The 14,311-nt window shown below is 62.9% G+C and carries 15 protein-coding genes; 8 read left to right on the forward strand and 7 right to left on the reverse strand.

The features are described from left to right. Positions 1-21 precede the first annotated feature (21 nt). Entirely contained in the window at positions 22-1,404 is a 1,383-nt protein-coding gene (locus tag DMY87_RS08770) for an ATP-binding protein (RefSeq protein WP_110790893.1), read from the forward strand. Between the two features lie 50 nt (positions 1,405-1,454). Here DMY87_RS08770 and DMY87_RS08775 read toward each other — a convergent pair whose 3' ends face one another. From DMY87_RS08775 to DMY87_RS08790, 4 genes are all read right to left on the reverse strand, one after another. Then, a complete protein-coding gene (locus DMY87_RS08775; protein ID WP_110790894.1) occupies positions 1,455-1,811 on the reverse strand; it encodes a tRNA-binding protein in 357 nt (118 codons plus the stop codon). Then, complete coding sequence (gene proC, locus DMY87_RS08780; protein WP_110790895.1) at positions 1,808-2,626, reverse strand: pyrroline-5-carboxylate reductase; 819 nt, start codon at positions 2,624-2,626, stop codon at positions 1,808-1,810. Before proC ends, DMY87_RS08775 begins: the two co-directional genes overlap by 4 nt. 2 nt (positions 2,627-2,628) lie before the next feature. Then, positions 2,629-3,129 (reverse strand): type III secretion system chaperone family protein, encoded by a 501-nt coding sequence (locus tag DMY87_RS08785; protein WP_006725585.1) that lies wholly within the window; start codon positions 3,127-3,129, stop codon positions 2,629-2,631. A gap of 458 nt (positions 3,130-3,587) precedes the next feature. Continuing rightward, entirely contained in the window at positions 3,588-3,848 is a 261-nt protein-coding gene (locus DMY87_RS08790) for an accessory factor UbiK family protein (protein ID WP_110790896.1), read from the reverse strand. A gap of 191 nt (positions 3,849-4,039) precedes the next feature. On the opposite strand from DMY87_RS08790, the gene lgt reads away from it, so the two are divergent. From lgt to DMY87_RS08825, 7 genes are all read left to right on the forward strand, one after another. Next, a complete protein-coding gene (gene lgt / locus DMY87_RS08795) occupies positions 4,040-4,885 on the forward strand; it encodes a prolipoprotein diacylglyceryl transferase (protein WP_110790897.1) in 846 nt (281 codons plus the stop codon). Between the two features lie 13 nt (positions 4,886-4,898). After that, positions 4,899-5,999, forward strand: a complete 1,101-nt coding sequence (locus DMY87_RS08800; RefSeq protein WP_110790898.1) for a class I SAM-dependent methyltransferase — start codon at positions 4,899-4,901, stop codon at positions 5,997-5,999. A 130-nt stretch (positions 6,000-6,129) separates the two neighbouring features. Continuing rightward, positions 6,130-6,924, forward strand: coding sequence for a peptidoglycan editing factor PgeF (gene pgeF / locus DMY87_RS08805; RefSeq protein ID WP_110790899.1), 795 nt, complete (start codon positions 6,130-6,132; stop codon positions 6,922-6,924). 1 nt (position 6,925) lies between these two features. Continuing rightward, positions 6,926-8,077: a M24 family metallopeptidase gene (locus tag DMY87_RS08810; RefSeq protein ID WP_110790900.1), complete on the forward strand. Its 1,152-nt coding sequence runs from the start codon at positions 6,926-6,928 to the stop codon at positions 8,075-8,077. A 93-nt stretch (positions 8,078-8,170) separates the two neighbouring features. Continuing rightward, a complete protein-coding gene (locus DMY87_RS08815; RefSeq protein WP_425353482.1) occupies positions 8,171-8,968 on the forward strand; it encodes a hypothetical protein in 798 nt (265 codons plus the stop codon). Between the two features lie 150 nt (positions 8,969-9,118). Continuing rightward, complete coding sequence (locus DMY87_RS08820; protein WP_110790902.1) at positions 9,119-10,051, forward strand: ribose-phosphate pyrophosphokinase; 933 nt, start codon at positions 9,119-9,121, stop codon at positions 10,049-10,051. 157 nt (positions 10,052-10,208) lie between these two features. Then, entirely contained in the window at positions 10,209-11,063 is an 855-nt protein-coding gene (locus DMY87_RS08825; RefSeq protein WP_110790903.1) for a hypothetical protein, read from the forward strand. Between the two features lie 16 nt (positions 11,064-11,079). Here the strand turns inward: DMY87_RS08825 and DMY87_RS08830 are convergent, their stop codons facing one another. From DMY87_RS08830 to DMY87_RS08840, 3 genes are all read right to left on the reverse strand, one after another. Next, the gene (locus DMY87_RS08830) at positions 11,080-11,451 is read right to left on the reverse strand and encodes a DUF779 domain-containing protein (protein WP_110790904.1); all 372 of its coding nucleotides are present in this window, start codon (positions 11,449-11,451) and stop codon (positions 11,080-11,082) included. A gap of 153 nt (positions 11,452-11,604) precedes the next feature. After that, a complete protein-coding gene (adh, locus tag DMY87_RS08835) occupies positions 11,605-13,119 on the reverse strand; it encodes an aldehyde dehydrogenase (RefSeq protein WP_110790905.1) in 1,515 nt (504 codons plus the stop codon). Positions 13,120-13,259: 140 nt separating this feature from the next. After that, positions 13,260-14,216, reverse strand: coding sequence for a helix-turn-helix domain-containing protein (locus DMY87_RS08840; protein WP_110790906.1), 957 nt, complete (start codon positions 14,214-14,216; stop codon positions 13,260-13,262). Between the last annotated feature and the right edge of the window lie 95 nt (positions 14,217-14,311).

The following is a 14,311-nucleotide window of genomic DNA, read 5'->3' on the forward strand; positions in this document are numbered from 1 at the left end:
GCGCCGAGGAAGCAGAACGCAATGACGCCATTCGAGCAGATCCGGCGGGACCAGGACCGCAGCCCGGCCACGGGCATCAAGGGCATGCTCCGCTGGCTGCGCCACCGTCTGCCCACCGGTCTCTATGCCCGCTCGCTGCTGATCATCATCCTGCCGATGCTGATCCTGCAGACCGTGGTCGCCTTCGTCTTCATGGAGCGCCACTGGCAGCTCGTGACGGAACGCCTGTCGGCCGCCGTCACGCGTGACATTTCCGCCGTCATCGAACTGCTCGACCGCTATCCGGGTCAGGAGGATTTCGACAAGATCGTCGACATCGCCGCCGACAAGCTCAACCTGATGGTCTCACTGGAACCGGGAACCGAGCTTCCGCCGCCGCGCCCCCGCCCCTTCTTCTCGATCCTCGACCAGATCCTGTCGGATGCGATCGAGGACCGCATCCGGCGCCCCTTCTGGATCGACACCGTCGGCGACAGCAATCTGGTCGAGATCCGCATCGTCGTTGACCAGGGCACCTTGCGCATCTTCGCCCGCCGCAACGAAGCCTATGCCTCGAACACCCATATCTTCATCGTCTGGATGGTCTCGACCGCCCTCGTCCTGATCGTCATCTCGATCCTGTTCCTGCGCGGCCAGATCCGGCCGATCCTGGCGCTTGCCAATGCGGCGGAGAGCTTTGGCAAGGGGCAGAAACCGCCCGAGAGCTTTTCGCCACGCGGCGCCGACGAGGTGCGCCGCGCCGGTCTCGCCTTTATCCTGATGCGCGAACGCATCGAGCGGCAGATGGAGCAGCGCACGGCCATGCTGGCCGGGGTCAGCCACGACCTGCGCACCATCCTCACCCGCTTCCGCCTGCAGTTGGCGCTGGCCGGCGACGGCCCGGAGCTCGACAACCTGAACAAGGATGTCGACGACATGCAGAGCATGCTCGAAGGCTATCTGGATTTCGCCAAGGGCGAAGTGGAAGAGAATGTCGGACGGCTCGATCTGGCCGAACTCTTCGAGAAGCTCGAGGCCGACTTCAATCTGCACGGCAGGACATTCGAATGGACGCTCGAGGGAGAAACATCCGTCTCCGTCCGCCCCAACGCCTTTGCCCGCCTTGTCACCAACCTCGCCTCCAATGCCAGGCGGTATGCCAACCGGCTGAAGATTGATGCCCGCCACACGGCCAAATGGCTGGTCATCATCTTTGACGACGACGGTCCCGGCATCCCGCGCGAGGCACGCGACGACGTCTTCAAACCCTTCTTCCGACTCGACGAAGCCCGCAATCTTGACGCCTCCGGCACCGGCCTTGGCCTGGCAATCGCCCGTGACATCGCCCGCAGCCATGGCGGCAACGTCACGTTGGAGGACAGCCCCTTGGGTGGCCTGCGCGCCGTCTTGCGCGTTCCCGTCTGAAAAGCGTCATGGTGGAAAAGAAAGCGGCGCCGTAGCGGGGCCGCCGCGAATTACATCAGCTTGCGCCCGTTCGGCACACCCTGTTCGACAGTAGCAAGCACGATTGCGCCGTCGGCATCTTCGAAGCCCAATGTCAGCACTTCCGACCGGAAAGGACCGATCTGCCGAGGCGGAAAATTGACGACGCCCAGCACCTGGCGCCCCATCAATGTCTCCGGCGTGTAATGCACGGTGATCTGGGCCGACGACTTCTTCACCCCGATGTCAGGGCCGAAATCGATCTTGAGCTTGAAGGCGGGCTTTCGAGCCTCCGGGAACGCTTCGACCTCGATGATGGTCCCGACACGGATGTCGACCTTCTCGAAATCGCCGAAGGTGATCTCGGGCGCCTTCGTTTCGCTGCTCATTGCGCCAGTTCCTCGGCCCGCTTGCGAGCCGCCTCGATGGCCGCGTCAAACAGCGGCTGCATCGCATCTTCGGCCATGAGCACGGAAAGTGCTGCCGCCGTCGTGCCACCTGGTGAGGTCACGTTCTGCCGTAGCTTGGACGCAGGGTCGGGGGACTGGTGCATCAATTCACCAGCCCCCGCGACCGTTTCTCGAGCAAGCCGCATGGAGAGGTCCGCCGGCAGGCCAGCTTTGCGACCTGCCTCTGCCATGCACTCGACGAGATAAAACACATAGGCCGGACCGCTGCCCGAAAGCGCTGTCACGGCATTGATCGCCGCCTCGCTGTCAACCCATTCGACAGGGCCGGACACCTTCAGCAAGCGGTCGACGATGTCACGCTTGGTTTCCGTCACCGCGCCGTTGGCAAAGGCGCCGGTAATGCCGCGTCCGATCATTGCCGGCGTGTTCGGCATCGCCCGCACCATGCCGGCCGGGCCGAGATGCGCCTCCATCGAGGCGATCGTCTTGCCCGCAGCAACCGAGACCACTGTCGTCTGCGGCCCGACGAGACCTTTGAGGCCCGGCAGGACGGCATCCATCACCTGTGGTTTCACGGCGAGGAACAGGATATCGGCGACGAGCCCCGCAGGTGGCGTTACCGCATGCTGGGCACCGGCCTCGGCGATCAGCGTCTTCATCGCATCGGACGGGCCCGGATCGAGCACGGTCACCGCCGAGCCCGGAATGCCGTTCTTCAGCCAGCCGGACAGCATGGCGCCGCCCATATTGCCGGCACCCACGAGGACGATGTGCCCGAAGACGGACTGGCTCATGCTCAGGCTTCTCCGACGGTCTCGAACAGCACGGCATCCATGGCGCTCTTGGCGTCCATGCCGGACCAGACGACGAACTGGAAAGCCTGATAGTAAGCTTCGCAGGCATCAACGGCGGACGAGAGCAGAACCTCGACCTGGCGGTTGGTCGGCTCCGCACCACCGGCGAGCAGCAGCGACTGGCGGAAGATCACCACGTCCTCGTTGCGCCACAGGTCGAAGTGCCCCATCAGGACCTGGCCATTCACGTAGGACAGCAGCTTGATGACTTCGTTGAGGCGGTTCTCGGGGATCTTCAGGTCAAAGGCGGAGGCCAGATGCAGCGCCTCGAACTCCTCCATCCAGGAGAAGGAAACGTGGTAATCGGCCCAGCGCCCTTCGACGGTCATTGCGATCTCGTCTTCGCCGGATCGTTCGAACGACCAGTCATTGGTCGCAGCGACAAACTCGATCATGTCGACCGGGTTTGACTGGCGTTCGACTTCGATTTCCATGAGGCTCATGCTTCACCTTCTTGACCGGAGTGAAAACGGGCTACCGACAAAACGCCGGAGCACTCGAACACTAAAACCGGAACTAACTGAAAACGATTCCGAAGGACCCCAGGATAAAACACGCACCCTGTCCGAAACTTGTGAAGGCCCGTTTCGAATCATCATTTAAAATCAGTGTATAATCGCCAGAAGCCAGTACCAGCCCCCAACAGGCGATTTGGACGACGACCCTGTGGATGGCGCTTCGGGAATCGCCTTTGCATCAGGTCATAAGCGACTCTGGCGATTGGCTTTTTCGCACCTGTCCACAACCTGTAATTTTTTCGCGGAAAAAGGCGCCATTGTTTCCGTCAAGGCTCTGAAAACGCAAAAAGACCCATAGCCACAGCTATGGGTCCATCAATCCGTTCAAAAATGTCGTCCTGTGCTCTTGGATCGCCGCAAAGACGGCTCACCGACGCGAATTCTTACTTCGCCTGCGCCGAGAGCTGGGCTTCGAGGACTTCGATACGCTTCAGCAGCAGGTCGTTTTCCTCGCGCGCCTTCAATGCCATCTCCCGCACCACGTCGAATTCCTCGCGCTTGACGAGGTCCATGCTGTTGAGCCACCGCTCGGCCTGGGCATGAAATGCGGTTTCGACTTCCTTGCGCACGCCCTGGGCAGCGCCCGCTGCATCCGTCATCAGCTTGGCGAAATCATCGAAAAGGCGGTTGGGTCCGGTCGACATGAAACTCTCCTCTTGAGCAGGATGCGGGACCTCCATTGTCCCCTTGCAGATGAGGTAGGACCAGAAGCTCCTGGGTGCAAGACGTAGTCTGGACATAAAGGTGGTTGACGGTGTGGCATGACGTCCAGATTCCATCTTGACCGCCCCAAGTCGCAACGCCATTTTCGCCCTGCATCAACGAAAGCAATCCATTGTTGTCAGTCCTGGACCTGTTCGCCGTCGTATCCTTCCCCACGATCGATCCGATCGTCTTCTCGATCGGTCCCCTGGCGGTCCATTGGTATGGGCTGGCCTATGTTGCAGGCATCCTGATCGGCTGGCTGGTCGCGCGTGATCTCCTGCGCCGCCCCAACCTCTGGCCGAACGGCACCCCGCCGGCAACGGTCGAGCAGATCGACGACTTCATTCTGTGGGTGGCCATCGGCATCGTCGCCGGTGGACGCATCGGCTATATCCTGTTCTACGACTTCGCTGCAGTCGCCGCCAATCCGATCCGCGCGATCCAGGTCTGGAACGGTGGCATGTCCTTCCACGGAGGCTTCCTCGGCGCAACGCTTGCCATGGTCTTCTTCGCCCGCAAGCATCTGGTACCGGTCTGGAGCCTGTTCGACATCGTCGCCAGCGTCGCCCCGCTCGGCATCTTCTTCGGCCGCATTGCAAATTTCATCAATGGCGAACTCTGGGGGCGGCCTTCGGACGTTGCCTGGGCCATGGCCTTCCCGACCGGCGGCCCTTTCCCCCGCCATCCGAGCCAGCTCTACGAAGCAGCCCTTGAAGGTCTGCTGCTCTTCCTGCTGCTGCAGCTCCTTGCCCGCGCCTTCAAGGCCTTGCGCCATCCCGGCCGTATCACCGGCGTCTTCGTCACCTGCTATGCGGCAGCCCGGATCTTCGTCGAATTCTTCCGCGAACCGGATCCGCAGATCGGATATCTCTTCGGCGGCTGGCTGACCATGGGCATGGTGCTGTCTCTGCCCATGGCTCTCGTCGGCCTGTGGATCTTGGCACGCTCCGGGCGCATGGCCCGGACGAGCGCTTGAGGAGGCCGGACGCATGCCGACACCGCTTGCCGAAAAAATTAAATCGCTGATCTCGACCAACGGCCCGATCAGCGTCACCGACTATTTTGCGCTCTGCCTCGCGGACCCTGAGCATGGCTATTACCGCACGCGCCATCCCTTCGGCCGCGCCGGTGATTTCGTCACCGCCCCTGAGGTCAGCCAGCTCTTCGGCGAAATGCTCGGCATCTTCATGATCAACGCCTGGCAGCGGCACGGCGAACCGCTCGACGTGCGCCTCGTCGAGATCGGCCCCGGCCGTGGCACGATGATGGCCGACATGCTGCGGGTCATCTCCCGCGCGGCGCCTCGTCTCTACGAGACGGCAACCGTGCATCTCGTCGAGACCAGCGCGCTCCTGAAGCTGACCCAAATGGAAACGCTCTCCAGCCATGGCGACAAGGTCTCCTGGCATGACAGCTTCGACGGCGTCCCCGAAGGGTTCACCCTGCTCGCCGCCAACGAACTCTTCGATGCCATTCCGATCCGCCAGTTCGTCAAGACACCGTCCGGCTTCCGCGAACGCATGGTCGGCCTCGACGAAACAGGCGAATTGTGCTTCACGCTCGGCGTCGCGACGCTCGATCCTGCTCTGCTGCCCCAGACGACGTCGCCGGTGTCGGATGGCGAAATCTTCGAAGTGGCCCCTGCCCGCCAGTCGGTCATGCTCACCATCTGCGAGCGTCTGCGCCAGAGCCACGGCACGGCTCTCGTCATCGACTACGGCCACATGGTCAGCAATTTCGGCGACACGCTCCAGGCGGTCCGCGCCCATGAATATGATCCGCCGCTTGCCCATCCGGGCCTCGCGGATCTGACCAGCCATGTCGACTTCGAAAACCTCGCCCGCACCGCCCTCGCCGCCGGCGTCCATCTCAATGGCTGCATGCATCAGGGCGATTTTCTGGTGGGCCTCGGCATCGAGGAACGGGCCGCCGTTCTTGGTCGTGGCAAGGACGAAACAACCCAGAAGACCATCGTTGATGCGGTCCACCGTCTGGCCGGTGCCGGCAATGGCTACATGGGTGAATTGTTCAAGGTCATGGCGGTCTCCATGCCTGCCCTGCACCTTGCTCCGTTCAAGGCCAAGCATTGACACGGGCCGCCTCGAACGCCACCATCGCCCCCGACCCGACGGCTCGATAAACTGAAAGCCGAACGAAATCAGGCATTTCGCGAGAATGGCTCACGCCTCTCCGATTTGCCGAGCGCCGGAGACCCGGATCATGACCACCACCGACCAGCCGCGCCCGATCACCGCTGGAAACCTCGACCATGCGAAGAAGGCAGGAATTCGCCATGGCTTCTTCACCCGTGAGGGAGGCGTCTCGGACGGCATCTATCGCGGCCTGAATGTCGGCCTCGGCTCGAATGACGACCCCGCGCGTGTTCACGAAAACCGCCGCCGCGTTGCCGGCTGGTTCGGCCTCGAACCGGAGCGTCTGGCGACCGCCCATCAGATCCACTCACCCGATGTCGTCGTCGTGACTGCCGACTATGACGGCAGCCGACCGCAAGCGGATGCCCAGGTGACGGCGGCTCCCGGTGTGGTGCTCGGCGTATTGACCGCCGATTGCGGTCCCATCCTCTTCGCCGATGCGGAGAACCGGGTGATCGGTGCGGCCCATGCCGGCTGGAAGGGCGCGCTCGGCGGCGTCCTGGAAAACACCATCGACGCGATGATCGCCCTTGGCGCAAAGCGGGAAAGCATCCGCGCCACGCTCGGCCCGTCGATCAGCGCCGCAAATTACGAAGTCGGCCCGGAATTCGTCGAGCGTTTCCTGGCAGAGGACCCGGCCTTCGCCGCCTTCTTCACCCCGTCCGCCAAACCCGGACATTCCATGTTCGACTTGCCCGGCCTGACGCTCATGCGACTGGCGCGTGCCGGTATCACAGCCGACAGCCTCGGGCTTTGCACCTATGCAGCACCTGAGACGTTCTATTCCTATCGCCGAACCACCCATGCCGGGGAACCGGATTACGGGCGGCAGATTTCAGCGATCGCGATCACGGAGGACTGACATGGCACGACATTTCAACGAGAGCGAATTTTCCGCGCGCCGCGAACGCCTGCTCGAAAAAATGGCCGCCGAAAAGCTCGACGCCATGCTGCTCTTCGCCCAGGAGAGCATGTACTGGCTGACCGGCTTCGACACCTTCGGCTACTGCTTCTTCCAGACACTGGTGGTGAAGGCAGATGGCAGCATGACCCTGCTCACCCGTTCGCCAGACCTGCGCCAGGCCAAACACACCTCGACGATCGAGAACATCGTGGTCTGGGTCGACCGCATGAATGCCGACCCGACGACGGATCTGCGCAATCTCCTCAGCGACCTCGATCTGCTCGGCGCCCGCATCGGGATCGAATACGATACCCACGGCATGACCGGCCGTGTCGCCCGCCTCCTCGACAATCAGCTGACGAACTTCGCCCAGATCAGCGATGCCTCCTATCTCGTGAGTGACCTTCGCCTGGTCAAAAGCCCGGCCGAGATCGAACGCGTGGTGGAAGCTGCTCACCTGGCCGACGACGCCTTCGACGCAGCTCTGCCGCTGATCGGCCCCGAGGCCGACGAATCCGCCATTCTGGCGGCGCTCCAGCACGCCGTGCTGGCCGGTGGCGGCGATTATTCCGCCAATGAATTTGTCATCGGCTCCGGCCCCGACGCTCTGTTGTGCCGCTACAAGTCCGGCCGCCGCAAACTGTCGGCCACGGACCAGATCACCTTGGAATGGGCCGGCGTCTCCGCCCATTACCATGCCCCGATGCTGCGCACGATCCTGATCGGCGAGGTCTCGGCCCGCCATCGCGAACTCTACGCCGCCGCCGCCGAAGGCATGAAGGCCATCGAGCAGGTCCTGCGCCCCGGCTATACATTCGGCGATCTCTTCGACGCCCACGCCCGCACCATGGACGAGCGGGGTCTGACGCGGCACCGCTTCAATGCCTGCGGCTATTCCGTCGGCGCCCGCTTCTCGCCCTCCTGGATGGAGCATCAGATGTTCCATGCCGGCAATCCCCAGGAGATCGAGCCCAATATGACGCTTTTCGTGCACATGATCATCATGGACAGCGACAGGGAAGCCGCCATGACGCTTGGCCAGACCTATCTCACGACCGAAACGGCACCTCGCGCCCTCTCCCGCCATCCGCTGGAACTGATCGCCGTCTGAACGCCAGGTTTTTCCAATCTGTTCAGGGAATTGACAGACGAAACGTGCTAGACGCATAAATTGTGACGGGAGCCGAAGGGGAAGGAACTGCCCTTGAGACGTTCAGCGACATTGACCACGAGCCGTGCCGCGATGCTCCTCCCCCTGTGGCTGCTCGCCGCATGCAACAGCACGGAAGTACTGACACCCCGCGCCGATGTCGGCAACGGCACCCAGCCCGCAGGTTATGGAGAGACACAGCCCACGGCCGCGGCCGGCGTGCAGTCGGTTCAGAGTGCTCCCCTCGACCAGGCCGGCAGCTATCCCACCGCACCACGCGGCCCGCAGAACACGCTGGAGGCGCAGGCACAGGCCCTGGCTCAGGGCGGCGTGAACCCCGTCGCCTCCCCGCCGCTCGATGGCGCGGCATCGCAGGAGTTCCCGGCAGCACCGCAGGCCGGTTCCACGGCGCGCACGGCCCAAACCACCGCCGCACAGCAGACACAGCCAGCCGCCGCGCAATCGGCCTCCACAGGCCAGGCCACCACCGGCACGGTCCGCTTCCTGCCGATCATCGGCGCCCCCGTCCAGGCGGTGACCCCCTTGTCGCGGCAACTCGGCGCAGAGGCCCGCGCCCGAGGCCTGACGATCAAGAGCGCCAACGACGCCTCAAGCGAACATATCCTGAAGGGATACTTCTCCGCCTTCACCGACAGAGGCAATGTCACCGTCACCTATGTCTGGGACGTGCTGGATGCCAATGGCGGCCGTCTTCACCGGATTCAGGGCCAGGAGGTCGTGCCCTCGGCCGCCAAGGACCCCTGGGCCGCCGTCCCCGCCTCGGTCATGCAGCAGATCGCCACCAAGAGCATGGCCGAATACGTCGCCTGGAGAAACGGACGGCCCGGCTGAACCATGCTGGATGACCGGCTCGACGTCTTGCTAAACGATTCAATTTCCGATGATTAACCGAAAATAGGGGTGTTCCCGTCCAAGCCTCTTGCATTCAAGGGTAAGGACGCTAAAAAGCGCCCATCTCAGCATGGTAACAGGCGGGCCAAGATGAAGGTTTTCGCAGGTAATTCGAACCGGCAATTGGCCGAAGCGATCTGCTCCTATCTCAACGTACCACTCGGCAAGGCCAGCGTCCGCCGTTTCGCAGACCAGGAAATCTTCGTAGAGATCCAGGAAAATGTGCGTGGTGAAGATGTGTTCGTCGTTCAGTCGACGTCCTTTCCGACGAACGACCACCTGATGGAACTGCTGATCATGATCGACGCTTTCCGTCGATCTTCGGCACGCCGCATCACGGCCGTCCTTCCCTATTTCGGGTATGCCCGCCAGGACCGAAAGCCGGGCCCGCGCACACCGATCTCGGCCAAGCTGGTCGCCAACCTGATCACCGAGGCCGGCGCCGACCGCGTACTGACGCTTGATCTTCATGCCGGCCAGATCCAGGGCTTCTTCGACATTCCGACCGACAACCTCTATGCCGTGCCGCTTCTCGCCCGCGACATCAAGGAACACTACGACCAGAACAACGTGATGGTCGTATCGCCCGACGTCGGTGGCGTGGTGCGTGCCCGCTCGCTCGCCAAGCGCCTCGACTGTCTGCTGGCCATCGTCGACAAGCGCCGCGACCGTCCGGGCGAGTCGGAGGTCATGAACGTCATCGGTGACGTCTCCGGCAAGGATTGCATCCTGATCGACGACATCGTCGATTCCGGCGGCACCCTCTGCAACGCCGCCGAAGCGCTCCTGAAGAACGGCGCCACCAGCGTCACGGCCTATATCACCCACGGCGTCCTCTCCGGCGGTGCCGTCACCCGTGTCGCCTCCTCCAAGCTGCGCGAACTGGTGATCACGGACTCGATCCAGCCGACCACGCCGGTGCTTTCGGCACACAACATCCGCGTGCTCTCAACATCGACCCTGCTCGGCGAGGCGATCAACCGCACAAGCCAGGAAGAATCGGTATCGAGCCTCTTCGACTGAACGCGCCACACGCTTGACTGGGGGGCATCGGCACCGGCCGATGGCCGTTAATCATCGAAGTCGATGCCGTTTGCTGTCGGCTGAGAGTTCTTATATGGTCTGCCGCCTAGGGGACTTTGCCGCCCCTGAATATCTCCAGGAAGACGCAGCATCTTACATGTCCCTGACAGTCGAAACCTTGCTGGAAAGCCCGAAACTCCACGAGGCGATCCGGGATCAGTCTGCAGCCCTGCTCGCCGTCCACGACGAAAGCCCGAGGCTCGCTGCCGTTTTTGGCACCCAGCAACGCTGGCTGCTCGGCCACCTCGCAATGGCCCACTACTTCAACGAAGTCACATCCGGGGCGAGTGAGCCGGCGATCTTCCTCGCGCGATATTTCGAACAGGTCCGTCAATTCGAGATTTCGAGCGTCAACACGGCAGACGCCTTCGTCAAGGAAATGCTGGTCTACGGCATCGCGGTGCAGGTTCATGCCGGCGACCGCCGCAACCGACCGGTTGCCCCCTCTCCGCTGACGATCGCCGGCGTCCATCGCTGGACCTGGATCCACCTGCGCAGTCTGGACGCGATCGACGGCGGCAATCGTCTGGCGACCTTCGAGGCCGACGAGACACTGCTGCCCCGTCTGCATCCCGCCATCACCCGTCGCTTCATGGTGGCCCCGGCCATCCGCACGCCACCCCAGACCTGGTCACTCTTCACCTGGCTGAACAATGGCGGCATCGTCATGGACTGGCTGCTGGCCGGCATCGAATTGGCAGATCCGTCCGCTGAACGGGTGCGCACCCAGGTCCGCTCCGTGCCGCAGATGGCGGAGATCTTCCGTCTCTCGCGCACCCACCTGAACCGAAAGCTGCGCGAGGCGGAAGCGCTCGGCAGCATCGGCTGGGAAGGTGCGAGGGGACGGTCGGTGATGTGGGTGTCGCGGCAGTTCCGCGAGGAATACGCAGCCTCCCAGGCCGCCAAGCTTGCGATCATCGACGAGGCCTGCGCCGAAACCGGCCTGCGCTGAACCGTTCAATCTTGTTTCAGGCACCCGGCAGCGGACACGCCTCGCCACCGGCAAAAAGCCTTGAGCGGGTGAGGAAGCGCCGCTCCCGACCGTTGTCGAGCGAGAACATGCCGCCCCTGCCCGGCACCACATCGATGATCAGCTGCGTGTGTGCCCAGACAGCATACTGGCTCCCGCTGATGTAAAACGGCACTCCACCGATCTCTCCGAGCTTCACATCGGTTTCCCCGACCCGGTATTCGTTGGCCGGATAACACATGGGAGACGACCCGTCACAGCAGCCACCGGACTGGTGGAAGAGGATGTCCGGATGATCCCGCTGGATTTCAGCCAGGAAGTCGAGAGCAGCCTCGGTTGCGACGACACGGGGGGCAGTTTCAGTCGACATGGCTTTCTCCAAAGCATCAACGCCCACACCCTCTCCTTGAGGGAGAGGGTCGGCTCACAGTGCCGGGATGGCGTGACGCCGAGTCGATACGGACATTCACGCCACCCGCGGCCTTGCTGCGACCTCCCCCTCAAGGGGAGGCTGGGGAGGAGCTCAGAAGAACCCGAGTGCCTTCGGGCTATAGCTGACCAGCATGTTCTTGGTCTGCTGGTAGTGATCGAGCATCATCTTGTGGGTCTCGCGACCGATGCCCGACTGCTTGTAGCCACCGAAGGCCGCATGGGCCGGATAGGCATGGTAGCAATTGGTCCAAACGCGACCGGCCTGGATGTTGCGGCCGAAGTTGTAGCAGGTGTTCGCCTCGCGGCTCCACACACCGGCGCCAAGTCCATAGAGCGTGTCGTTGGCGATCTCGAGTGCTTCCGCCTCATCCTTGAAGGTGGTGACGGAAACGACCGGCCCAAAGATCTCCTCCTGGAACACACGCATCTTGTTGTGGCCCTTGAACACCGTCGGCTTCACATAATAGCCGCCGGCGAGATCGCCTGCGAGATTGTTGCGCTCGCCGCCGATCAACACTTCGGCGCCTTCCTGGCGACCGATATCCATGTAGGATAGGATCTTTTCCAGCTGCTCGGAGGAGGCCTGCGCGCCGATCATCGTCGACATGTCGAGCGGGTTGCCCTGCTTGATGGCAGCGACCCGCTTGATCGCCTTTTCCATGAACCGGTCATAGATCTTCTCATGCACCAGCGCACGGCTCGGGCAGGTGCAGACCTCGCCCTGGTTGAGCGCGAACATCGCAAAGCCTTCCAGCGCCTTGTCGAGATAGTCGTCATCCTCGCGCATGACGTCTTCGAAGAAGATGTTCGGCGACTTGCCGCCCAGTTCCAGTGTCACCGGAATGAGGTTCTGGCTCGCATACTGCATGATCAGGCGACCGGTCGACGTCTCGCCGGTAAAGGCGATCTTGGCGATGCGCGGGCTGGTGGCGAGCGGCTTGCCGGCTTCGAGGCCGAAGCCGTTGACGATGTTGAACACGCCCGGCGGCAGCAGATCGGCGATCAGTTCGGCGAGCACCAGGATCGAGGCCGGCGTCTGTTCGGCGGGCTTCAGCACCACGCAATTACCTGCAGCCAGAGCCGGCGCCACCTTCCAGGCGGCCATCAGGATCGGGAAGTTCCAGGGAATGATCTGGCCGACAACGCCGAGCGGCTCGTGGAAGTGATAGGCGATCGTGTCGTGGTCGACCTCCCCGATCGTGCCTTCCTGGGCACGAATGCAGGCGGCGAAGTAACGGAAGTGATCGATGGCGAGCGGAATGTCGGCGGCCATGGTTTCGCGCAGCGGCTTGCCGTTGTCCCAGGTTTCGGCACGGGCCAGCAGTTCGAGATTGTCCTCCATCCGCTGCGCCACCTTCATCAGGATGTTCGAGCGCTCGGTGGTGGACGTACGGCCCCACTTGTCCTTGGCGGCATGGGCTGCATCGAGGGCGAGATTGACGTCGTGTTCGTCGGAACGGGCGACATCGCAGAGTTTGCCGCCGGTCACCGGCGTCGTGTTTTCGAAGTAGCGGCCGTTCACCGGCTCGCGCCACTCGCCGCCAATGAAGTTGCCGTACTTCAGCTTGAACGGCGATGCGGCAAGCGCCTGGACCTGGATGTTCATGGCATTATCCTCCCTTTAGGAAAGGAACCCCTCCTCGGGTTCCGATGGGAAGATGATCATCCGCTTATGCTGATATGAGAAGGCACCCGAACCTGTACCGCACTGCACTGTGTTTCAGGAATGCGACAGTGCCGGCCATGCTATTGGATCTGGAAACGCTTCAGCTTCCGGTGCAGCGTCGCGCGGCTGATGCCGAGCATCTGGGCGGCAAGCGAGACATTGCCTTGAGCCCGGGACAGCACGCGACGGATCGCCGCCCGCTCCGCGTCATCGAGATCGCCGCTGGCTTCACCGCGGGCTTCCCGCAGCGCGTCGGCCGCCGGGAGCCCCTGAGCGATCATCCGGTCATCGAGCTTCAGCGCCATCCGGGCGGATTTCGTCGCCCCAAGGATGATGTCGTCGCCGTCGACGGCGATCAGGGCCGCCACCGTATTGGCCTGCGGCACCACGATGATGCGGGCACCGGCATAGGCGCTGCGGAAGAGATTGCACTCGACCCGCGCCGCCGCATCCCGGACAGCCTGGGAGAGAACCGCAAGCGTCATGTCGTTGACATCGCTGCGGCAGGTGGAAACATCAAGCGCTGCCGTCACCCGGCCGAGATGGTCTCGGATCGGGGCCGTGGCGCAGGAGAGCCCGATATTCGCACTCATGAAATGCTGGTCGCGATGAATGATGACGGACCGTTCATCCGCCAGCGCCGTACCGATCCCGTTGGTTCCGGCGCTCGCCTCGCTCCAGACATTCTGCTGCCAGAGCCCGAGCCTGCGGAAATCGGCGTCGTCGCCGGGTGCGCCGCGCCGATCCACGACGATCCCCTCGGCGTCGGCCAGCACGATGCAGCAACCCGAGCGCCCGATCATCTGGTAGAGCCGGTCGACTTCATCGGTCGCATTGCCGATCAGCCGCTCCATCTTCTCGCGCGCCTCGCGAAACCGCTTGTCCTCGACCTGCATCGGCAGTGCTGCGGCCTCCGGCTGCAGGTGATGCAGGGTGAGGCAGCGGCGCCATGAGGCGGCAACGGGCGATGTCACGGCCGCAGAGGCTTGTCGTGCGGTCGAGTAGACGAGATCGGAATGGCTCAGTTCCTGTGACATCGGCTCCTCCCAAAGCGCATCGCCCAGTATGCGCTTTCCGCACGCGCATGCAATCCGCTGCGATCTGCGGCAACTGGCGTCCGAAAATTCACGTC

The sequence above is a fragment of the Peteryoungia wuzhouensis genome (assembly GCF_003205195.1).
Lineage (GTDB): Bacteria > Pseudomonadota > Alphaproteobacteria > Rhizobiales > Rhizobiaceae > Allorhizobium > Allorhizobium wuzhouense.